The following is a 22,567-nucleotide window of genomic DNA, read 5'->3' on the forward strand; positions in this document are numbered from 1 at the left end:
ACGTTCTACATCCCTCTTCCGCAAGGGAAGAGGGATGAGGAGAGGGCCGTATTACAAGATACCTGCGCCAATCGGGAACAACGGATCGACAGAATCGTGTGCCACATCCTCTTTCTGATCCAGCACCGCCTGCCAACTGGATGGCAGCTCAAACGGTAACTTACCCTGTGCCTTGCTCTTGCCGGTGATCACATCCAGCACCGCCTCGTCGGACGCGCCGAAGTTGGCCAGCAGTACGTCGGTTTTATCCACGATGTTGGTCAGGATCGCCGGGCGATCGAGGTAAACGGAAATTACCGTTGGAATGTTGAGCGCCTTCACCTGTTTGATCAACTGATAGTCTTCACTGCCGCTGTAAGTGCCAGCTTTCTGATCCAGCACCACGGTATCGGCATCGTCAAAGCCCAGTTGGCCAAAGTTGACCGAAACGCCAAACGGGTAGTGCGGATCGTTCTGATGCGGTGTATCTACTCGCAGGATGGCGATCTCCGCCTCCTCCGGCGTAGCGACGACTTCCAACCCATAGCGTGCCGCCACGGTAGCGTTGACGTTATGCAGGAACACCTTCTTGCCGCTCAGTGCCAATGGCAACAGGGCCTGGTTATTCTGCAACAGGATCTGCGCACGGCGCTGTGCATCATCCCCTTTCTGCTGGAACTCCGCATTGCCGACAATTTTCACCGCTTTGGCTTCATCCACGTAAGGTTTCTCAAACAGCCCCAGCTCAAACTTCTGCTGTAAAATGCGTGTGACGGAAGCGTCGATGGTGGCGATCGGCAGCTGTTGCTGGTTGATGGCTTCTATCAGATCGCTAGGATCGCTGGTACCGCCGAACTGATCGATCCCGGCTTCCACCGCTTTCACTACGCGTTCCTGGCGGGTGAGGTTCTCAACGCCCCACGACATGCCGATCCCGGCAGTCCAAGGCGAGACTCCGGCGGCGATGTCGGCATCGCTGATGCCGGTGGCGCATTTACCTTCGCAGCTTTCCAGGATGCCCCAGTCACTCAGCACTACGCCGGTGAAACCAAAGCGGCCACGCAGCATCTCGGTCAACACCTGCTTGTTAAAGCCAAAGCCTACTTCTTCAATCAGCTGATCCTTGTACCACAGGTTGATCGGTTGGCCGTAATAGGGCATCACCGAGGCCACATTGGCGGCAAATGCCCCTTCGAACGGTACCAGGTGGTATTCCAGATTATCGCCCGGATAGACCTGCTCTTTGCCAAAGATGTTGTGTGGATCCAACCCGCCAAGCTGTGGTCCGCCACCGGCAAAGTGTTTGACCACGGTGATGACGCTGTCTTGGGTCAAGCCTTTGTCACCATGCTGGAAGCCTTCGATATAAGCTTGTACCTGACGTTTGGCGAGTTGGTTATCCTCGCCGAAGGTACCGTTGATGCGGCCCCAGCGCGGTTCGGTGGCAAGGTCGGCCTGCGGTGATAACGCCATATGGATCCCAACGGCCCGGTACTCCTGACGGGCGATATCACCAAAGGTTTTGGACAGTGCCGTATCATCGATTGCCGCCAGCCCGAGCGGCTCTGGCCATTGTGAGAAACTGCCTGCCGCGACGCTGGTGGCATTCGGATCGTTAACGAAGTGGTTGCGCGGGTCGGTACTGATGGTTACCGGTATACCGAGGCGAGACTTCTCGGCCATTTCCTGCAGCGCATTGTTATCGGCCGAAATATGCTGTGGATCGCCCGCCATGCGGGTAATGAAGGTGTTGACGAAGCGTTGGTTAACATCTTCTTCGGCGGCGCTAATATCGACGCGGCCAGCACCATCGAGGCCAATGGTACCGTGCATCATGGCACCGGCTTTTTCTTCCACGTTCATGCGCGCGGTCAGATCGCGGGCTCGGGTGGTGCTATCAAGACGCCAGTCTTCATAAGGATCTAGCTGGCCGTTTTTATTCAGATCTTTAAATTTCAGCCCGTCGACGGTAAGCGTGGGGATATTTCTGCTCTCCAGCTCCGCCTGATTACTCGGAGTAATCTGGGTATCATTATTGTCACAGCCGGTCAATCCGGCGGCTAATAAACCACTGACTATAAATATCGACTTCCTTTTGATGGTCATAAAGAGTGCTCCATTTCGCGAGAGGTAAAAAGGCCGATGGGAAAAATCAGTCTGGTGGTTTAATTAAAATAGTTATATTTATTATGTAATTATGTTTTTAATCTGAATTTTACCTATTATTGCATGTTTTTTTTACAGCGTGAAATAAATCTATTTACAATTTGGGATATCCTTCACATTTTGATCTTGGATGCAGATCTTTTTACGCCTGAAATAGCGTAATAATGATTTAGGAAGAAATTTAGGCAAGTTAAGTGAAAGCAAGAATAATTGTGCTGGGTGATTTATTTATACGGGGAATAATAAAGGTCAATTACTTGGTGTTAAATATATGATTCAACGGCAGGGCGTCGCTGTAAGATCCGCTGCCTTTTGGCCCCTGCCTGGCGCTTGCTGGCAGGCGCTGAGTAACTGAGGAAGTGTTCCCAGCGCCAATTTCATTGTTCGATCCATACAAAATCAATGTTTTTCAGACAATTATGTATGGATTGTAGCAAACAACTCCCGGTGCCCAATCAGGACTCCAGCAACCACCAACTTGCTTCGAAAGGCCGCAAAACTCCGGCCCGTGGCTGCTCTGCAGCATCCATGTAGTTGCTTATCAGTGGACGCCACAGTTCAGAAAATTCAACGCCAGCGGCATCCCATGCCAACGGTTCGCGGCTCAGGTTCGCAACTACCAGCAACCGTTGCCCATTCCAGCTACGTTGATAGCACCACAATGCCGGGTGAGCCGGGGCCAGATCCTGATAGTCGCCGTGAGTCAGCAGCGGATATTGCTTGCGCAGGGCGATCAGATGGCGATAAGCGTAAAATACCGAATCACGATCGGCCAATGCTGCCGTGGCATTAATCTGGGGGTAGTTCTCTGCACAGGCTATCCAAGGCGTACCGGTGGTGAAGCCTGCGTGGGGTGTCGCGTCCCACTGCATCGGCGTGCGGCTATTGTCCCGTGATTTGCTGGCCAGAATAGCCAACAGTTCGCCTTCGTTTCTTCCCTGAGCCTGCAGTTCGGCGTACATATTCAGACTTTCCACATCGCGATAGCTTCCGATCTGCTGGAAGCCCGGATTGGTCATGCCGATCTCTTCACCCTGATAGATATACGGCGTGCCCTGCATACCGTGCAGCACCATCGCCAGCATCTTGGCGGCGGTGACTCGCAGCTCGCCCTCGTCGCCAAAGCGCGAAACGATGCGTGGCTGGTCGTGATTACACCAGAACAGCGCGTTCCAGGCGCGGTTATGCATGCCTTGCTGCCAGTGGTGGAAAATCTGCTTCAACTCGACGTAATCTGGTGCGGCCAGCGTCCACTTCTGCCCGTTGGCATAGTCTACTTTCAGGTGGTGGAAGTTGAAGGTCATCGACAGCTCGGCACCGCTTTGCGCCGCATACTGCTGGCAATGCTCCAGCGAGGTTGAAGACATCTCGCCCACGGTCATCAGGCCGCGTGGCTGAAACACGTCGCGGCTCATCTCCTGCAAAAACTCGTGAATGCGCGGGCCGTCGGTGTAGAAACGGCGGCCATCGCCCTGGTTATCACTCGGGAAGTCCTGCTGCTTGGACACCAGGTTGATTACATCAAGGCGCAGCCCATCCACGCCTTTATCTGCCCAGAACTGGCACACTTTCTTCAGCTCTTCGCGCACCGGCGGGTGTTCCCAGTTCAGGTCGGCCTGCTCGGTAGCAAACAGGTGCAGGTAATATTGGCCGCTGTCGGCGTGCCATTGCCAGGCATTACCGCCAAATTTGGAGCGCCAGTTATTGGGCAGGGCGTCACCTTCGCCATCGCGCCAGATGTAGAACTGACGCAGCGGGCTGGCAGGATCCTGCGAAGCCTTAAACCACGGATGCTCGGTGGAGGTGTGGTTAAACACCATATCCATCACGATACGGATGCTGCGCTGGTGGGCCTGTGCCACCAGGTGTTCGAAGTCGGCCATGGTGCCGTAGGCCGGATCGATGGCGCAGTAATCGGCGACGTCGTAGCCATTATCGACCTGGGGCGAGACATAGACCGGCGTCAGCCAGATGGCATCGACGCCCAGCTCCTGCAAATAGTCCAGCCGTTGAGTTACCCCTGCCAGATCGCCATAGCCGTTACCGGTGCTGTCCTGGAAGCTCTTCGGATAGATTTGATAAATAACGCCGTTCTGCCACCAGGGAATTACATTGCTCATAAAAAAATACCTTTCAGTTTAAACCGGTAACTCGCCGCGGCTGGCTTTGCGTTTGTAAACCATCATGGTCAGCAGCAGTGGGATCACTACGGCCACCAGGATAGCTACGGAGTAGATCAGCCAGAACTGCGGTTGGATAGACAGGATGCCCGGCAGGCCACCTACGCCGATGCCGTTGGCCATCACGCCGGTCAGGCCACAAATCAAGCCTGCGAAGGCGGAGCCGATCATCGCGCACAGCATAGGGAAGCGATATTTCAGGTTGATGCCGTACATGGCTGGTTCGGTCACGCCGAGATAGGCGGAGATGGCGGCCGGTACGGAAATCTCACGTTCGTTGGCCTTGCGGCTGACGATGATGATGCCCAGCACTGCCGAGGCCTGCGCGATATTAGACAGGGCAATCAACGGCCAGACTGGCGTACCGCCCATGCTTTGGATCATCTGCATATCGATTGCCAGCGTGGTCTGATGCACCCCGGTGATCACCAACGGTGCATACAGGAAGCCAAACAGTGCCGCGCCGATCGGGGCGAAACTACCGGTCATTACCCACTTCACTGCCCAAGCGACGCCATCGCCAATCATGCGACCAAACGGACCGATCAGCGTGTGAGCCAGGAACACGGCCAACAGCAGGGAAACCACCGGCACCACCACCAGATACAGATAATCCGGCACGATCTTTTTCAGACGAGTTTCGATCCAGCCCAACGCCATACCGGCGAGGATCGACGGGATCACCTGCGCCTGATAGCCCACTTTCTCAATGGTGAACCAGCCAAAGTTCCACACTTCTGGCACTTGCTGGCCGAGTAGGTAGGAGTTCATCAACTGCGGGGAGACCAGGGTGATCCCCATCACGATGCCGAGTACCGGGGTACCGCCCATCTTCTTCACCGTTGACCAACAGATAGCCACCGGCAGGAACATAAAGATGGCCTCGCCCAATAACCACAGGAAGTCATAAATGGTTTTCCAGGCTGGGTGCATCTGTGCCAGCGTTTGTCCGCCGGACATCGGGATATCGCCGATCACGTTGCGGAAACCCAGGATCAAACCGCCGCTGATCAGGGCTGGCAGCAGTGGGAAGAAGATCTCGGCGAAGTGGGAGATACCGCGTTCGAACCAGGTCATGTTCTGGCGAGCGGCCAGTTTGGCCTGTTCTTTATCGGCTTCGTTGATGCCGGTGGCTGCGATTAACGCCTGATAGTAATCACCAACTTCAGGGCCAATCACCACCTGGAACTGCCCGGCGTTGGTGAAACAGCCTTTGACCATGCGCAACTGCTCAATCTCTTTCGGCTTGGCCTTGGCGGGATCGTTAAGGACGAAACGCAGGCGGGTAATGCAGTGGCTGACGGTGGCGATATTCTCACGGCCACCCACCAGCACGATCAGGCGATCGATGTCCTGCTGCTGAACTTTGCTCATTATGGCACCTTTGTTATCAGTGAGGCTCAGAGGTATTGATGTTTTTAAGCTTAGCCACTAGGCCGTTTTTATTAAATGGGAACGTTCCCAACTTGCGGTGAGGATCACAAAATGAACAATAAAGCCGCAAATAGCGTCAAAATGAACTCTGGCTACGATATGTAGGGGCACAGCATGCTGCGCCCGCTATTAGGCAAGTTTGCAGGGGATAATGATTTGGCGGATGCTCAGTTCACCACTCAACTGGCCAAGCAGCTGAAGGGCCGCCTGCTGCCCTGCGGTGCCATAGCCCAACTCAACGGAAAACGTCTCTGGGAACAAGAAGTTGAGCATTGGCGTATTACCGATGGCGCACACCTGGATTGGCGTAATCTGTTGCTGTTGCAGGTACTTCATCGCACCTAGCGCGATAGTATCGGAGGCGCACACCAGCGCGGTGGTTTGCGGTTCAATCACGTTGGCGGCCAGTTGGAAACCGCTCTGATAGTTCAGTTCACCCAACGCCACCAGCGGCGAGATTTTTTGCGCGCGACAGGTATCCAGATAGGCCTGATGGCGACGCATCCCGGTGGTGGCATCGGACTCCTGCACGCCAAGGTAGCTGATATGGCTGTGACCCTGCTTGCGTAAGCGCTGCATCAGCAGTTTCACGGCACCTTCATCGTCATAACAAACGGAGGAGATACCCGGATATTCGCGGGCGACCACCACCATCTTTTCCTGCCACGGTTTGAGCATATCTGCGGTCAGGCCGGTAAAGCCGAACAGGATCACGCCGTCGACGTTGCGCTGGCGCAGTACGTTGAGGTGCTCCTCGACCAACCGGGTTTCAAACTGGCTTTCCATCACGATCGGATCGAAGCCCTGCTGATACAGCAGCGGCAGCATGGTGCGCACGGCCTGATTTTCCGAAGGGGAATCCAGACGGGAAACGATAATGGCGACCACTTTGTCGCTCTGGCCACGCATGGCGCGGGCCGATTTTGACGGGGTAAAACCCTGGCTACGGATCACCGCCTCCACCCGTTCACGGGTTTGCGGGCTTACGCTGCCTTCGTTATTCATCACGCGTGAGACGGTAGACTTGCCTACCCCGCTCAGGCGGGCGATATCCTTGATTGTCAGCCGGTTTTGCATGGTTTACTTTTCATTTAGGTTATGAGGCTTAAACTTATACCCGTCGCCTTTCAAGTTGCAGCGTTGTTACCTGTACTTATACACCCCAGTCACTTACTAAAGTAAGCTCCTGGGGATGAGTAAGTTTGTCGCCTAGCTGCAACTTGAAATTCATAGGGTATACAACATCCCACTTATGCTCGCTACCATAGCGCATTTTAACGCGCGGATCTTGGTGCGCAGCCCATAGTGTTGCAAAACGGAATGGCCGCCTTTGCCGTTCCCACTTTTTCTTTACCGGAGGTAAATCCCTGAATGGATCCTGATCCGAGCCCCGACACTACTCATTCGGTTCCCCGGTAAAACCTCTCCGCTCTGCGTTGCTGTTTTACCGGTTTAGGTAAGCAGCGGCACTTGCTCGATAGTTCGCCTCTGTTGTGATTGAAAATAATAGGATCTGTTCCGGCGGAGGATTTTTGGCGCGTCAGAAAATCAAGCCAGCGGGCCGATCCGCCGTTCACCCACTGCCGTGAGGCGCTGGGCGATGAGGTGCGAACGATGAAATTTAAATATATCCCCCGTCGGCTGCTGGGTTTGCTCAGCCGCAATTTGCCACGCCGCCTGGTGCGGCGTGATGCGCTATTGGAAAGCGTCAGTGGCTCGGCGCAAGAGCTGCCTGCCGGTTTGGCTAAACAACGCCTGGAATGTGCCGCCGCCAGCGCGATGCAACTGTATGAGCGTTTCAACAGTCACCCGGAAGGCATCACCGCGCATGAAGCAGAAACTGCCCGCGGACTGTTTGGCAGCAACACCATCGAAAACCAGCTGGCCGAAAGCTGGTGGAAGCATCTGTGGCACTGTTACAGCAACCCGTTCAACCTGCTGCTGACCGTGCTGGGGCTGATTTCCTACGCCACCGAGGATCTAATCGCTGCGCTGGTGATTGGCCTGATGGTGCTGATTTCCACGCTGCTGCACTTTATTCAGGAAGCCCGCTCCAACAAGGCGGCGGATGCGCTGAAGGCGATGGTCAGCAACACCGCGACGGTGTACCGCAGCGATGCGCATACCGGTAAAAGCGAACATAGCGAACTGCCGATTTCACAGTTGGTGCCGGGCGACATCATCAAGCTGTCGGCTGGGGATATGATCCCGGCGGATCTTCGGTTGCTGTCTGCCAAAGATCTGTTTATCAGCCAGGCAGCGCTGACCGGTGAATCGCTGCCGGTAGAAAAAGTGGCGGATCCCCGTGGCCAGGTGAGCGATCCGTTGGAGTGCCAAAACCTGTGCTTCATGGGCACTAACGTCGTCAGCGGCACCGCGCTGGCCATAGTGATTGGTACTGGCAGCGAAACCTACTTCGGCCAGTTGGCGCAGCGGGTAACCAGCCAGGATGAGCAGCCCAACGCCTTCCAGGCCGGTATCAGCAAAGTAAGCTGGCTATTGATCCGCTTCATGTTGGTGATGACGCCAATCGTGTTGCTCATTAACGGCTTCACTAAAGGCGACTGGTGGGAAGCGGCACTGTTTGCGCTCTCGGTGGCGGTGGGGCTGACGCCGGAAATGCTGCCGATGATCGTCACCTCTACCTTGGCGAAAGGGGCGGTCAAGCTGTCGCGCCAGAAGGTGATCGTCAAACGTCTGGACGCGATCCAGAACTTTGGCGCGATGGATATTCTGTGCACCGATAAAACCGGCACGCTGACTCAGGACAAAATTGTGCTGGAGCGCCATACCGATGTGTTTGGAGCCAACAGCGAGCGGGTGCTGCGTTACGCCTGGCTGAACAGCTTCTACCAGACCGGACTGAAAAACCTGCTGGATGTGGCGGTGCTGACCTGTGCCGACGAAAGCCAACAGCCGGACGCGTTGCAGCATTACCGCAAAGTGGACGAGATCCCGTTCGATTTCGAACGCCGCCGCATGTCAGTGGTGGTTGCGAAAGAGGCGCAATACCATGAGCTGATCTGCAAGGGCGCGCTGGAAGAGATGCTGTCGATCTGTAGCCATGTGCGTCAGGAAGATGAGGTGATCCCGCTCAGCGAAGCGCTGCTGGCGCGCATCCGCCGTGTTACCGACGAGCTCAACCAGCAAGGGCTGCGCGTGGTGGCGGTGGCCAATAAGATCCTGCCAGCGGCGGAACATGAGTATGGCGTGGCGGATGAATCGGATCTGATCCTCGAAGGCTATATCGCCTTCCTCGATCCGCCGAAGGAGAGCACCGCACCGGCGTTGGCTGCGCTGAAAAAGAATGGCGTAACCGTCAAGATCCTCACCGGCGACAACGAACTGGTCGCCGGTAAGGTGTGTAAGGACGTGGGTCTGGATGCGGAGCATATCCTGCGTGGCAGCGAGATCGAACTGATGGATGACGCCACGCTGGTCGCGGCGGCGGCGCGTACTACGGTGTTTGCCAAGCTGACGCCGCTGCACAAGGAGCGCATCGTCCAACTGCTGCGTAAGCAGGGCCACGTGGTGGGCTTTATGGGTGACGGTATCAACGATGCCCCGGCGCTGCGCGCGGCGGATATTGGTATTTCGGTAGATTCTGCGGTGGATATCGCCAAGGAAGCGGCGGATATCATCCTGTTGGAAAAAAGCCTGATGGTGCTGGAGCAGGGGGTGATAGAGGGCCGCCGCACGTTTGCCAACATGCTGAAATACATCAAGATGACCGCCAGCTCCAACTTCGGTAACGTCTTCAGTGTGCTGATCGCCAGTGCCTTTTTACCTTTCCTACCGATGTTACCGCTGCATCTGTTGATCCAGAACCTGCTGTACGATATTTCACAGATTGCCATTCCGTTCGATAACGTCGATGACGATCAGATCACCAAGCCACAGCGTTGGAACTCTGGCGATCTGGGGCGCTTTATGGTGTTCTTCGGGCCGATAAGCTCGATCTTCGACGTGCTGACCTTTGCCCTGATGTGGTACGTATTCCAGGCCAATACGCCGGAAATGCAGACGCTGTTCCAGTCTGGCTGGTTTGTGGAAGGGCTGCTGTCGCAGACGCTGATCGTCCATATGATCCGTACGCGCAAAATTCCGTTTATCCAGAGCCGCCCATCCTGGCCGCTGTGTGTGATGACGCTGGCGGTGATCGCCATCGGTATCGGCCTGACCTTCTCGCCGCTGGCGGGCTTCCTGCAACTGCAGGCGTTGCCGCTGGGCTACTTCCCGTGGCTGGTGCTGATCCTCGCTGGTTACATGGTGCTGACCCAGTGCGTGAAAGGCTGGTTTGTCCGCCGGTATGGCTGGCAGTAAATTTGCTGATGGTCCCCTCACCCTAACCCTCACCCACAGGGAGAGGGGACCGACCGAGTACGTCATCTGTTGCAGAAACTTACCTGATCACGGTACTAACTAGCTCCCTTTTGCTGTGAAGTAGTTAGATCACGGTATTTCATGACAACGCCGAGCCAGCTCCCTCTCCCTATGGGAGAGGGTTGGGGTGAGGGGCATCTCCAGAGCCAATCTGTGATCCATCGCACCGTTTTGCCCCTGCGGTTGGACATCTCTCTCCGGCTCAGTCTTTATCTACTTCCTTGGCTAGATTGATTTTTTCCTCTGAGGAATTTCCGATGCACAAACCCTTCAGTTATACGCTACTGGCTTCTTCGCTGTTATTTTCCCTGAATGCACTAGCCCAACCGGCTGGCGATCTGCCGCTGATGCCCTGGCCAAAGCAGGTTGAGTTAGCTCAGCCGCAAGGCAAGCTGGTGCTGGATTATCGCTTATCGTTCAACGTTCAGGGCGATGACTTGAGCGAAGCGCAGGCTCGCTGGCGCGATCGCCTGGAACGCCAAACCGGCTGGACGCTGGCCCCACAGGGCGAGAAAAACCAGGCGGCAACGATCAACATCATGATCAAACACCAGGTTGCAGCCCAGCCGCTGCCGGACAGCGATGAGAGCTACCAGCTCAAGGTGACGCCGCAGGGCGCGACGCTGACGGCCAACACTCGCTTCGGTGCGCTACGCGGCATGGAAACGCTGCTGCAACTGGTGCAGACCGACGGCGAAAACACCTTTATGCCGTTGGTGAACATTACCGACGTCCCACGCTTCCCTTGGCGTGGGGTACTGCTGGATTCGGCGCGCCATTTCCTGCCGGTGGAGGATATTCTGCGCCAGCTTGATGGCATGGCGGCGGCCAAACTCAACGTATTCCACTGGCATCTGACCGACGATCAGGGATGGCGCTTTGCTTCCGAGCACTATCCAAAGCTACAGCAACTGGCCAGTGACGGTCATTTCTACACCCGTGAACAGATGCAGCAGGTGGTCGCCTACGCCACGGCGCGTGGCATTCGGGTGGTGCCCGAAATCGACCTGCCGGGCCATGCTTCTACCATTGCCGTGGCGTATCCAGAGCTGCTTAGTGCGCCAGGGCCGTATCAAATGGAACGCCATTGGGGCGTCCACAAGCCGACGCTCGATCCTTCGAATGACAAGGTTTATCAGTTTGTCGATAGCATCATCGGCGAACTGGTGGCGATCTTCCCCGATCCTTACTTGCATATCGGCGGGGATGAGGTGGATGCCACCCAGTGGAAAGAGTCCAAAACCATCCAGGCGTTTATGCAGCAGAACCAGCTGGCGGATGCCCATGCGCTGCAGGCTTTCTTCAACCAGAAGCTGGAAAAGATCCTCGAACAACATCAGCGCCGCATGGTGGGTTGGGATGAGATTTACCATCCGACCTTGCCGCGCACCATCGTGATCCAATCCTGGCGTGGGCCAGATTCTTTGGGAGCCAGCGCCCAGGATGGCTATCAAGGCATCCTCTCTACCGGCTTCTATCTCGATCAGCCGCACAGCACCGCCTATCACTATCGCAATGAAATTTTACCGCAGCCGCTGGGGGTAGATACTGAAGTGCAGGCGGGAGAGCAGGCGCAGAGCTGGCAATTCAGCATGCCGCGTTTCAAGGGGAGCCCGGTAGAAGGCACCTTCACGCTGATTGAAGGCAAGCAGGGATGGCGTGGTTTTATCGATTTCAAAGACAAATCACGCCGTGCGGTACGGGACATCGAATGGCGCACGCCACAACAGGTGACCTTCCGCATTGATACCTGGATGGGCGACACGCGTCCGGTATTCACCTTGCAACAAGATCAACTGAGCGGTTACACGCTGGTGGGCAACGTGCGCTACCCAACCACCGGCAGTAAATTGACGGCGATCCCGGCGGGCGTGATGCCAGTGGTACCGGATGAGCAGCATCAGGCCAATATTCTGGGGGGCGAAGCCGCCTTCTGGGCGGAAAACATCCGCGCACCGGTGCTCGATCTCAAGCTGTGGCCAAGAACCTTTGCCGTGGCGGAGCGTATGTGGTCGGCCAAGGATGTGACCAATGAGGACAATATGTACCAACGCCTGGCGGCGATAGATGCCTGGTCGGTGGTGTCTGTCGGCCTGCAACAGCACGCCGAAACGGCGCGTGAGTTTACCCGTTTGGCTAACAGCGTAGATATCACCCCATTGCAGGTCTTGGCCGAAGCAGTGGAGCCGGGGCAGTATTACACCCGTCAGCACCTGAAGTTCAAGGCAGGTAATTACCATCAATTTGAGCCGCTGAATCGCTTTGCCGATGCCATCCCACCGGAAAGTGCGGCGGTACGCGATCTCGATCAGCAGGTGGCGTTGCTGCTTAAAGACAAGAACCATCGCGCAGCGGCAGAGGCGATCCGTGAACGTCTACAACGCTGGCAACGTAACGGTGCACCGGTGAAGCAGGTGATAGCCGGTAACGTGGTGATGAAGGATTTGGCACCGGTGGTACAGGATGTCAGCGCGTTGGCCGATCTGGGCTTGATGCTGTTGGAACGCTATCAGCAAGGGAAGCCTTTGAGTAAAGCCGAGGCGGAACAGGCTCAGCAACAGCTGGACGCGGCAGCACAGATCCGGGATGAAGTGGTGATTGCAGCGGTGTACCCGCTGGAAACGTTGTTGCGAGCAGTCGCGGTGCGGTAACCGGGCAGGGGATGGCGCGGTTAAGACTGCGCCAACCAGCTATCCCAGATGGGCACCGGCTGTAGCTGCTCCAGCAGAAAATCGATAAAGGCACGTACCTTGGGGTTGCTGTAGCGGCTGGGGAAATACAGGGCATACAGGCCGTGGGTCGGGTGGGTCAGTGAGCCGTCCAGCGCTAGCGGAACCAAGGCGCCTTGCTCAATTAAATCGCCCAACAGGTAAGTTGGCAGATAGGCAATGCCTTGATTTTCCAGCACCGATTTCAGCAACACCAGGCTGCTGTTGGCCTGGATCGGGGTTCGTGTCTTCAAGTGGTGGGCGACGCCCTGCTCATCAATAGTCTTCCATACCGGGGTCAAGCCAGGGTAAATCAGGCACTGATGATGGCTTAAATCCTGAATGGAATGCGGCGTACCGTACTTTTCGAGATATTTTGGGCTGGCGCAATAGGCCCAATTCACCGTGGCTAATTTACGCATTGCGTAATTAACAGGCGGTTCGGAGGAAATGCGCAATGCGATATCAAAGTTGGTTTCATTAAGATTAACAAAGTTGTCATTAAGGTTAATATATAAATCAACATCGGGACAACGCTCACGAAAATGATTCGCCAACGTTGCCAAATGGGAATAACCAAAAGCCATCGAGCAGGTGATCCGTAATTCACCGTTGGGGTGATTATAGTAACCGGCGGTGGTGTTGAGTGATTCATTAAAATCCAGCAACAGTTGCGTTGCACGATTGTATAAGTATTGTCCAGGTTCGGTGAGCGTAAAGCTGCGTGTGGTTCTCTTGATTAAGGTGGTGCCCAACTGACTTTCCAGCTGCGCCAGGCTCTTGCTGACCGCCGAGGGTGAGACGTTCAGGTGTGCGGCAGCCTCCGACAGCCCACCACATTCCACAATCTTGACCAGAACTTCCAGTTGCTTTAACGACGCTGGGCTGCTCATTTTTTCCTTTAATTCACGAGTGATTTCTTTAAACGGTACGAATGCGCTATTACATCGCTGGAAACAAGATGCCATTATTAATCGCAGAATACGCTGTACCGTACCAGATCACAACCAAACACCAAGGGGTGACCTGTCTCACACAAGTCACATACTATTGTTGAGAAAAATAAAAAAGTGACATAAGTCACATGAACAAAAAAGATAATAATAAGGAACTGAATATGTGGAAACGTCTAGAACCCTACAAGTCATCTTTTATTCTGTTATTTGCCTTAACGCTCGGGGGGATCGTCGGTATATACGCCCCCGATATTGCGTTGAAATTACAGGCAATCGGTAAGATATTCCTCAACCTGCTGTTTATGATCATCGTACCGTTGGTCAATGTCAGCGTGATGTCCTCGATCGCCGGCATGACCGACCTGAAAAAGCTCGGGCGCATCATGGGGGTGATTTTTGCCGTTTCCATTGTGATGGCGCTGATACCTGCGGCCGGTATCGTCGGCCTGGCCACCCTATTCAACCCTGCGCAGGGCGTCACCATTGAACTGGCTGAGAAGTTTAATGCCGGTGGTGGGGGCATGGATTTTGTCAGCATGGTGACCACCAACGACTTCGTCGGGCTGCTGTCCAAATCCAACATTCTGGCGCTGATTATCATGTCCGTGATTGCCGGCATCGCCATCGGCCAGTCGGGTGAGCAGGGCAAGCGGGTGTCAAACTCGCTCAACGATCTCAACACCATCATCATGAAGATTGTCTCTATCATCATGAAGGGTGCGCCAGTCGGGCTGGGCTGCTATTTTGCCTCCACCATGGCCAGCCAAGACTCACAGTTGCTGGTCACCTTTGCCAGAGCCATCGGTCTGTTCTTTGCCGCGACGCTGCTGTACTACGTTTTTGGTTCCATCTTCTACTCCTGGATTGGCGGCGGTGTACCTGCGATACGTGCCTTCTGGCGTAACGCCATTGAGCCTTCGGCCACCGCATTGGGCACCTGCTCCTCTCTGGGCACCTTGCCAGCCAACATCCGCGCGGCCAAAGCGATGGGGATTAATCCGGAAATCGTGGACATCTCCCTGCCGCTGCTGGTAAACCTGAATAAGGGCGGCGTGGCGATGATTGCGGCCCTGAAGATCGTGTTTATCTTCGCGGTGCTGGGGTTGGACTTCACGATGGAGACCTTCTTCCTGACGATGCTGATTTCCGTGCTGTCGGCAATTATCGTCGGTGGCGTTCCCGGCGGGGCTTTCCTGGGCGAGATCTTCATTGTTACCACGTTGGGGCTGCCGTTGGAAACTATCCCGATGCTGGTGGTGCTGGGCACTATAACCGACGCTCCGGCCACGCTGATCAACGTGATCCACGATCTGAACGCCGCACAAATTGTTGAGCGCTTTGCGGGCAAAAAGCCGCAGCCGGTCTCTGAAAACGCAAGTCTTACGGATGTAGCAGAAAAAATCGCGTAAGGGCCGCTGCATAGCCCTATTATTTTTGATTAACGATAAAAGTAGGCAACTTGTTATGACATCTAAAAAGATAGAAACCGCCCTGGTCACCGCTGGCCGTAAGCCTCGATTCACTCAAGGATCGGTTAACCCGGTGATCCAACGCGCCTCTTCCTTAACCTTCGATACGGTGAAGGCCAAAAAGTTTGCCACTGCCAACCGTGCCAAAGGGGAGTTATTCTACGGGCGTCGCGGCACCCTGACGCATTTCTCATTCCAGGATGCGATGGCAGAACTGGAAGGCGGGGTAGGCTGTTCGCTTTACCCTTGCGGGGCCGCCGCCGTCACCAATGCTATCCTGGCGTTTGTTGCCAGTGGCGACCATATCCTGATGACAGGGGCCGCCTATGAGCCGACGCAGGATTTCTGCAACAAGATCCTGAGCAAGCTGGGCGTGGCAACCACCTATTACGATCCACTGATCGGTGCCGGGATCGCCGAGCTGATCCAGCCCAATACCAAAGTGCTGTTCCTGGAATCCCCGAGCTCTATCACCATGGAAGTCCAAGACGTACCGGCGATGGTGAAGGCTGCTCGAGCGGTGAATCCAGAGATTGTCATTATGATTGATAACACCTGGGCGGCGGGCATTCTGTTCAAGGCGCTGGATTTTGATGTGGATATCTCTATTCAGGCTGGAACCAAATATATCATCGGCCATTCCGACGCCATGCTGGGTACCGCCGTGTCGAACGCCCGTTGCTGGGACCAACTGCGTGAGAATTCCTACCTGATGGGGCAAATGGCCGACGCGGATACCGCCTATAACGGCAGCCGTGGCCTGAGAACGTTGGGTGTCCGCCTCAAGCAACATGAGATCAGCAGCATTGCCATTGCCCAATGGTTGGCGGCGCGGCCAGAGGTGGAGAGGGTTAACCATCCGGCGCTGCCTTCTTGTAAAGGGCATGAATTCTTCCAGCGGGATTTCAGCGGTAGCTGCGGGTTATTCTCTTTTGTGCTGAAAGCACGGCTGACCAATGAGCAGGTTGCCCACTATCTGGACCATTTTGAGCACTTCAGCATGGCCTATTCATGGGGCGGGTTTGAATCGCTGATCTTGGCCAACCAGCCGGAAGAATTGAACGAGATCCGCCCGGCGGCCAAGGTGGACTTTACCGGCACGTTAGTGCGTGTTCATATTGGTTTTGAGAATATTGACGATCTGATCGCCGATCTGGAGGCGGGCTTTGCGCGTCTGAAGTGACCCCTCACCCTAACCCTCTCCCACAGGGAGAGGGGACCTACCGTGCCACTGATTGGGCTTTGTGTCCGACTATAGCGACAGCTCTGAACGAGCCACAATTTGACTCCCGCACTCGACTACAACACCGATCTGGCTCCCTCTCCTTGTGAAGGGGACGGAACATGTCACAGATTGACTCCTACACCTGACAACAGCACTGAACTGGCTCCCTCTCCTTGGGGAGAGAGTTGGGGTGAGGGAGAACGCATCTTGGTAAAACCAGAACATTTGGCGAGCTTGTAGAACCCATCTAACTCGTGGCTTTGAACGAGAGTGATTTTGCGGATGAATGTTTCAGATTGATGATGACGAAAAAACAAACGGCCAGCAAAGGCTGGCCGTATTCGATCGCACCGGGTTGCCGATTAACGGCGAACGGCGATGGCTTCGATCTCGATTTTCACGTCTTTTGGCAAACGCGCCACTTCAACGCAAGAACGCGCTGGGAACGAGGCGTTGTGCTCGGTGAAGAACGCTTCATAGGCCGCGTTAACGGTAGCGAAATCGTTGAGATCTTTGACGAAAACGGTGGTTTTAACGATGTCGCCCACTTTCAGGCCTGCGGCTTCCACGATCGCCTTCACGTTGGCCAATGACTGACGCGCTTGATCGGCAACATCATCGGGTACGGCACCGGTTTTTGGATCGACCGGGATCTGGCCGGAAGTGATGATCATGCTGCCCAGGTCAACGCCCTGCACGTAAGGACCAATGGCGGCTGGCGCGAGTTCAGTGCTGATATTACGTGACATTTTTTCTCCTGATATCCTGTTGTTGTTCAAACGGCGAGTCGACCCGCCGTAAACTCACATGGACGCAGCATGCAGCGCCCTACGACGCACCATTATAAAGGGTACCCGCCAGATTAACAGCGGCATACCCTGGTAAAACGGAGGATTTTAGTCGGTCTGTAACACCACTTGATGATCGAACTCTTTCTCGCAGTAACGGCACTTGAGGTGCACTTCCCCTGCATGGGATTTGACGCTGAAACTGGATGCCACCGGTTCGCTACGGCTGATGCAGTTGCTGTTCGGGCAGGTCAGCACGCCGTCGATATGATCCGGCAGGCTGAGCGTCAGCTTGCGCACCACTTCATAGTTATCGATACGGTTGACCGTAGCCTTGGGCGCGTACATCGCCAGCTGGTTGGCCTGCTGCTCGGTCAGGAAGGTGTTCTCGATCTTGATCAAATCCTTGCGGCCCAGCTCTTTGGAGGGCAGGTTCAGGCCGATGGTGATGCGCTGATCGGTGGCGGTCAGTTTGAACAGCGAGAGCAGCTTAAAGCCGATTTGCGCCGGAATATGGTCGATCACCGTGCCGCACTTGATCGCTTCAACCTGGAGTTTGTTATCGTGAGTCATGACGGTTCCCCCTTAAAGAGCCAAATCTGCGTTTAAAACCAGTGCCAACAGCGCCTGACGGGCGTAAATACCGTTGCCTGCCTGTTGGAAATAGTGGGCATACGGTGTCTTGTCCACCTCAATGGCAATCTCATCGATGCGCGGCAGTGGATGCAGCACTTTCATGTTGTCTCGGGCACCGGCCAGATCGGAAGCCCGCAGGATGAACTGCGCCTTCACGTTGGCGTATTCGGACGGGTCCAGGCGCTCTTTCTGCACGCGGGTCATATACAGAATATCCAGTTCCGGCACCACTTCTTCAATGCTGTTGTGGCGGCTGTAAGAGATGCCTTTTTCGTCCAGCATCTTCAGGATATAGCTCGGCATCGCCAGGGCATCTGGTGCGATGAAGAAGAAGTGGTTCCCTTCGTATTTTGCCAGTGCCTGGGTGAGTGAGTGCACGGTGCGGCCATATTTCAGGTCGCCGACCATGGCGATATTGATATTGCTCAGGCGGCCCTGGGTTTCCTGGATGGTGAACAGATCCAGCAGCGTTTGGGTCGGGTGCTGGTTTGAGCCGTCACCGGCGTTCAACACCGGGATACCGCCAGAGAATTCAGCGGCCAGACGGGAAGCCCCTTCCTGCGGATGACGCATTACGATGGCATCAACATAGGTGCTGATCACCGAGATGGTATCGGCCAGCGTTTCGCCCTTTTTGCCGAGGGAGGTGTTGCTGCTGTCGGAGAAGCCGACCACCGAAGCCCCCAGGCGCTGGATGGCGGTCTCAAACGACAGGCGGGTACGCGTAGACGCTTCAAAGAAGCAGCTGGCGATCACCAGGTGTTTGAGCAGCTCCGGCTGCGGGTTAGCTTTCAGGCTGGCGGCGGTGCTGAGCACCAGCTCCAGATCTTCACGGCTGAGATCGTTAATAGAGATGATGTTCTTGCGATACAGCGGATTGGCCATGTTCACTCTCCTCGACTCGTGCCCTTGGCGCGGGGCTTTTCAATGTAATAGCAATGCTTTGGACAAAAAAAAGCCCCTCAACGAGGGGCTTTAAATGATGATTCATGCAACAGGGGAAATAACGGCAGTTGCCCGCCGATTGGCTGGCGGTTTTGTCGAGTGTGGCGAACAAAACAAAGGTCGTTTTTCATGCTTTCTCCTGGCAAATTGTCGCGCATTATACTCGCGCTTTTTTTCTCTGCAAGGGTAAAAACACCACTTTTTGCGATTTCGCAATCGATTGGCTTGGCGATTACCGCTGCGAGTAGAACTCGGTGTCTGGTTGTTTGACCATGTTGCCGCTAGCGCTTAATCTCGCATATGCTCACCGGCCTGTAAGGCAGCCCGGTCGTAATGCTGCACGATGTGACCGTTCTCCATCAGGGCGGCGCGTTCGGACATATGGGCAATCACGTCACCGTCGTGGCTGACCAGCAGATAGGTCATGCCATGCTCGCGTTTCAGGTGGTTGAGCAGGTTGAGGATCTCCGCCTGCACCGACATATCCAGTGCCGAGGTGGGTTCATCCAAGAGCAGCAGCTTAGGCCGCAGCAGCAAGGCACGGGCGATAGCGACGCGCTGGCGCTGGCCGCCGGAAAGCTGGTGGGGATAGCGCTGTGCCGTGGCCGCGCTCAGCCCTACCTGCCGCAAGGCTTCGTCAATCCGCGCCGTAATGTGTTTTTCACCGTGGATCTTCAACGGTTCACCCAGCGTACGGGCAATCTGATGCTGCGGGTGCAGCGAAGCGTAGGGATCTTGAAACACCATCTGCACGTCGCGGCGTAATTGGCCGGTGAAGCGTTGCTGGGGTTGCAAGGTCTGACCGAGCAACCGTATTTCGCCACGCCATTCACGTTGCAAACCGGCCAGCACGCGCAGCACGGTAGACTTGCCACAGCCGGAAGCGCCAATCATGCTGAAGGTTTCCCCGGCCTTGACGCCAAAGCTCACCGACTCCACGGCGATCTTATGGCCGTTGCCCTGCGGGAAGCTGACCTGCAAGTTTTCAATTTCAATCAGCGCCATGTTCGCTCCGGGTAAAATCGATGCTGCGATCCAGCACCGGCAGATCCTGGCCGTAGGTGCTGGCATTAGGGCGGCAGGCCCACAGCGTGCGAGTGTAAGGATGGGTCGCTAGCGGCAGGTTGGCCGCGATCCCCTGATCCACCAGTTTTCCCTGATACATCACCAACACCCGATCGCAACGCTCGGCCACCAGCGGCAGATCGTGGCTGATCAGCAACAGCCCCATGTTACGGCGCGTGGTTTGTTCGACGATCAGATCGAGGATCTGATTACGCAATCTGGCATCCAGCGCCGAGGTTGGCTCATCGGCAATCAGCAGTTGCGGATCGTTGACCAGCGCAATCGCCAACATGGCACGTTGCCCCATGCCGCCGGAAAGCTGGCCGGGGTAGCTGTGATACAGGCTCTCCGGTAAGCCGACGGCGGCCAGTGAGTTCAGCACCCGCTCATGGCGATCGGCCCGGGTTAGTGCGTTATGCAGCACCAGGGATTCTTCGATCTGCTTACCAATGCTGCGCACTGGATTCAATGCATAGCGCGGATCTTGTAGCACCATGGCGATTTTGGCGCCGCGTACCTCGTTCCATTGGCGTGGCTGAAGCTTCAGTAAATCGGTATCACGATAGTGCAGCTTATCGGCGGTGACGATGCCCGGCTTACGCACCAGCCCCATCAGGGCGCGGGCGGTCATGGATTTGCCAGAGCCGGATTCCCCCACCAGCGCCACTTTCTCCCGGCCAATGCTGAAAGAAAGGCTATCCACCACTTTGTGGCCGTTAAATTCGATACTCAGGTTCTGTGCTGCCAGCAGTGGTTCAGTCATGATGCGGATCCAGTAAGTCGCGCAGGCCGTCGCCCAGCAGGTTAAACGCCAGGCTGCTGATCAGGATCGCACAGCCAGGGATCGCGGCGATCCACCACTGATCGAAGATCACCTGCATACCGTCGGCCACCATCGATCCCCATTCCGCCATCGGCGGTCGGGCACCCAGCCCCAGGAATCCCAGACCGGCGGCGGCCAGAATAATCCCCGCCAGATCCAATGCTAGCCGGACGACGGCAGAGGGCAGGCACATGGGCAGAATATGGCCCCATAGCAGGCGCGGCCCCTGAATGCCCATCATCTCGGCGGCGGCCAGGTAGTCGCTTTTACGCAGTAGTTGGATCTCGGCTCTGGCCTGGCGGGCATAGGCGGGCCAGGTGGTGAGCGCCAACGCCAGCGCGCCATTAACCAGCCCAGGGCCGAGCATCGCCACAAAGGCGAAGGCCAGGATCAGCCGTGGCATCGACATGACCACGTCGGTAAAGCGCATCAGCACGCGCTCCAGCCAGCCGCCGTAATAGCCGGATAGCACGCCAATCAGCAGGCCGAGCGGCAGGGTGATGGCCGTGACCAGCAGCACCAGCCCAAGGGTTGGCCGGGTGCCGTAAATCAGGCGGGAAAGGACGTCGCGGCCATAGCTGTCGGTGCCGAGCCAATGGCCAGCTCCCGGCGGTAATAGGCGGTTGGCAGCATTCTGCCAGTTGGGATCGACCGGTGCCAACCAAGGCGCAAACAGCGCTATCAGCACCAGTAACAGCAGGATGGTGGCTCCGCAGGTGGCGGAAGGCGAACGTTTAAGTAGCGTCATGGTCATTGGCGCGCCCTCGGATCGAGCAAGCGCACCAGCAAGTCAGTGAGATTGTTGATAATCACAAAGCACAGGCCGATCAACAGCGTGCCGCCCATGATGGCGGTGGTGTCCCCGGCAAACAGCGCGGTGGTCAGATAGCGGCCAATACCCGGCCAGGAGAACACGGTTTCGGTCAATACCGCCCCCTCCAGCATGCTGGTATAGGCAAGAGCGATCACCGTCAGCAGGGTGCCGCTGATATTGGGCAGCACGTGGCGGAACATGATGCGCATCTCGCTGGCCCCTTTGGCGCGTGCCAGGGTGATGTACTCTTTATTTAGTTCGCTCAGGCAGGCGGAGCGGGTCAGGCGGGTAATGCTGGCCAACGAATAATAGGCCAGCAGGCAGACCGGCAGCACCAGATGTGCCAACGCATTGCGCACGGCTCCTGCATCGCCGGAAAGCCAGGTATCAATCAGCGCGAAGCCGGTTTTGGCCTCCACGGTGTATTGGTAGATATCGTCTAACCGCCCCGGCCCGGCGCTCCACTGTAGCTTGGCGTAGAACAGCAACAGCATCAGCAGCCCCAGCCAGAAGATGGGTACCGAGTTACCGAGCAGGGTAATAAAACGTACGCCGATATCCAGCTTGCTGCCGGCAAAACGCGCACACAAGACGCCTGCCAGCACGCCGAGCGGGGCACCAATCACCAACGACAGCGTGGCCAATTCCAACGTGGCCGGGAAGGCATGCAGCAAATCCAGCAACACTGGCTGGCCGGTGGCGCTGGCGGTGCCGAGATCGCCATGGGCCAGTCGCTCCAGATAGTGCCAGAACTGCACCGACAAAGAGCGATCCAGGCCAAGCTGCTGTTTTACCTGCTCATAGGTGGCAGCGCTGGCGTGATCGCCGACGATCTGCAACACGCGATCTACTGGCGACAGCGCAGACAGTAAGAAGGTGATCAACAACAGGCCGAACAGGGTCAGCGCCAGCGTGAGCAGCCCCTGCGCCAATCCCCAAAGACGACGCCGGGAACTACTTCCCGGCGTGGATTTTATTGCTACCGACATGACAATC

General features: G+C 56.0%; 16 protein-coding genes. 4 read left to right on the forward strand and 12 right to left on the reverse strand.

Annotated elements, in window-relative coordinates; all coding sequences use genetic code 11:
* Positions 1 to 51 precede the first annotated feature (51 nt).
* The 4 genes from WN53_RS10815 to treR all read right to left on the reverse strand — a co-directional run bounded on the left by WN53_RS10815 (position 52) and on the right by treR (position 6,836).
* The gene (locus WN53_RS10815; protein WP_046808054.1) at positions 52 to 2,085 is read right to left on the reverse strand and encodes a glycoside hydrolase family 3 protein; all 2,034 of its coding nucleotides are present in this window, start codon (positions 2,083 to 2,085) and stop codon (positions 52 to 54) included.
* A 515-nt stretch (positions 2,086 to 2,600) separates the two neighbouring features.
* Positions 2,601 to 4,265: an alpha,alpha-phosphotrehalase gene (gene treC / locus WN53_RS10820; RefSeq protein ID WP_024483406.1), complete on the reverse strand. Its 1,665-nt coding sequence runs from the start codon at positions 4,263 to 4,265 to the stop codon at positions 2,601 to 2,603.
* Between the two features lie 18 nt (positions 4,266 to 4,283).
* Complete coding sequence (gene treB / locus WN53_RS10825) at positions 4,284 to 5,699, reverse strand: PTS trehalose transporter subunit IIBC (RefSeq protein WP_021179093.1); 1,416 nt, start codon at positions 5,697 to 5,699, stop codon at positions 4,284 to 4,286.
* Between the two features lie 189 nt (positions 5,700 to 5,888).
* Positions 5,889 to 6,836, reverse strand: a complete 948-nt coding sequence (treR, locus tag WN53_RS10830; RefSeq protein WP_024483407.1) for a trehalose operon repressor TreR — start codon at positions 6,834 to 6,836, stop codon at positions 5,889 to 5,891.
* Between the two features lie 537 nt (positions 6,837 to 7,373).
* Between treR and mgtA the strand changes: the two genes are divergently transcribed.
* Positions 7,374 to 10,082: a magnesium-translocating P-type ATPase gene (mgtA, locus tag WN53_RS10835; RefSeq protein ID WP_024483408.1), complete on the forward strand. Its 2,709-nt coding sequence runs from the start codon at positions 7,374 to 7,376 to the stop codon at positions 10,080 to 10,082.
* 317 nt (positions 10,083 to 10,399) lie between these two features.
* A complete protein-coding gene (locus WN53_RS10840) occupies positions 10,400 to 12,793 on the forward strand; it encodes a beta-N-acetylhexosaminidase (RefSeq protein ID WP_024483409.1) in 2,394 nt (797 codons plus the stop codon).
* Between the two features lie 20 nt (positions 12,794 to 12,813).
* On the opposite strand, the gene WN53_RS10845 is transcribed toward WN53_RS10840, so the two are convergent.
* The gene (locus WN53_RS10845; RefSeq protein ID WP_024483410.1) at positions 12,814 to 13,743 is read right to left on the reverse strand and encodes a LysR family transcriptional regulator; all 930 of its coding nucleotides are present in this window, start codon (positions 13,741 to 13,743) and stop codon (positions 12,814 to 12,816) included.
* 224 nt (positions 13,744 to 13,967) lie between these two features.
* Between WN53_RS10845 and WN53_RS10850 the strand changes: the two genes are divergently transcribed.
* Positions 13,968 to 15,215 (forward strand): dicarboxylate/amino acid:cation symporter, encoded by a 1,248-nt coding sequence (locus WN53_RS10850; protein ID WP_024483411.1) that lies wholly within the window; start codon positions 13,968 to 13,970, stop codon positions 15,213 to 15,215.
* A 55-nt stretch (positions 15,216 to 15,270) separates the two neighbouring features.
* Positions 15,271 to 16,458, forward strand: coding sequence for a cystathionine beta-lyase (metC, locus tag WN53_RS10855; protein WP_024483412.1), 1,188 nt, complete (start codon positions 15,271 to 15,273; stop codon positions 16,456 to 16,458).
* Between the two features lie 404 nt (positions 16,459 to 16,862).
* Here metC and ridA read toward each other — a convergent pair whose 3' ends face one another.
* The 7 genes from ridA to WN53_RS10890 all read right to left on the reverse strand — a co-directional run bounded on the left by ridA (position 16,863) and on the right by WN53_RS10890 (position 22,560).
* The gene (gene ridA / locus WN53_RS10860; RefSeq protein ID WP_024483413.1) at positions 16,863 to 17,249 is read right to left on the reverse strand and encodes a 2-iminobutanoate/2-iminopropanoate deaminase; all 387 of its coding nucleotides are present in this window, start codon (positions 17,247 to 17,249) and stop codon (positions 16,863 to 16,865) included.
* Between the two features lie 147 nt (positions 17,250 to 17,396).
* On the reverse strand, positions 17,397 to 17,861 hold the full coding sequence (gene pyrI / locus WN53_RS10865) for an aspartate carbamoyltransferase regulatory subunit (RefSeq protein ID WP_021807800.1): 465 nt from the start codon (positions 17,859 to 17,861) through the stop codon (positions 17,397 to 17,399).
* Positions 17,862 to 17,873: 12 nt separating this feature from the next.
* Positions 17,874 to 18,809, reverse strand: coding sequence for an aspartate carbamoyltransferase (pyrB, locus tag WN53_RS10870; protein ID WP_024483414.1), 936 nt, complete (start codon positions 18,807 to 18,809; stop codon positions 17,874 to 17,876).
* Between the two features lie 348 nt (positions 18,810 to 19,157).
* A complete protein-coding gene (locus WN53_RS10875) occupies positions 19,158 to 19,874 on the reverse strand; it encodes an ABC transporter ATP-binding protein (RefSeq protein WP_024483415.1) in 717 nt (238 codons plus the stop codon).
* Entirely contained in the window at positions 19,861 to 20,697 is an 837-nt protein-coding gene (locus tag WN53_RS10880; protein ID WP_024483416.1) for an ABC transporter ATP-binding protein, read from the reverse strand. The genes WN53_RS10875 and WN53_RS10880 overlap by 14 nt, the downstream gene beginning before the upstream one ends.
* Positions 20,690 to 21,511 (reverse strand): ABC transporter permease, encoded by an 822-nt coding sequence (locus WN53_RS10885; protein ID WP_024483417.1) that lies wholly within the window; start codon positions 21,509 to 21,511, stop codon positions 20,690 to 20,692. Before WN53_RS10885 ends, WN53_RS10880 begins: the two co-directional genes overlap by 8 nt.
* Entirely contained in the window at positions 21,508 to 22,560 is a 1,053-nt protein-coding gene (locus WN53_RS10890; protein ID WP_024483418.1) for an ABC transporter permease, read from the reverse strand. The genes WN53_RS10885 and WN53_RS10890 overlap by 4 nt, the downstream gene beginning before the upstream one ends.
* Positions 22,561 to 22,567: the final 7 nt, after the last annotated feature.

Source organism: Serratia fonticola (assembly GCF_001006005.1).
Classification (GTDB): Bacteria; Pseudomonadota; Gammaproteobacteria; order Enterobacterales; family Enterobacteriaceae; genus Chania; species Chania fonticola.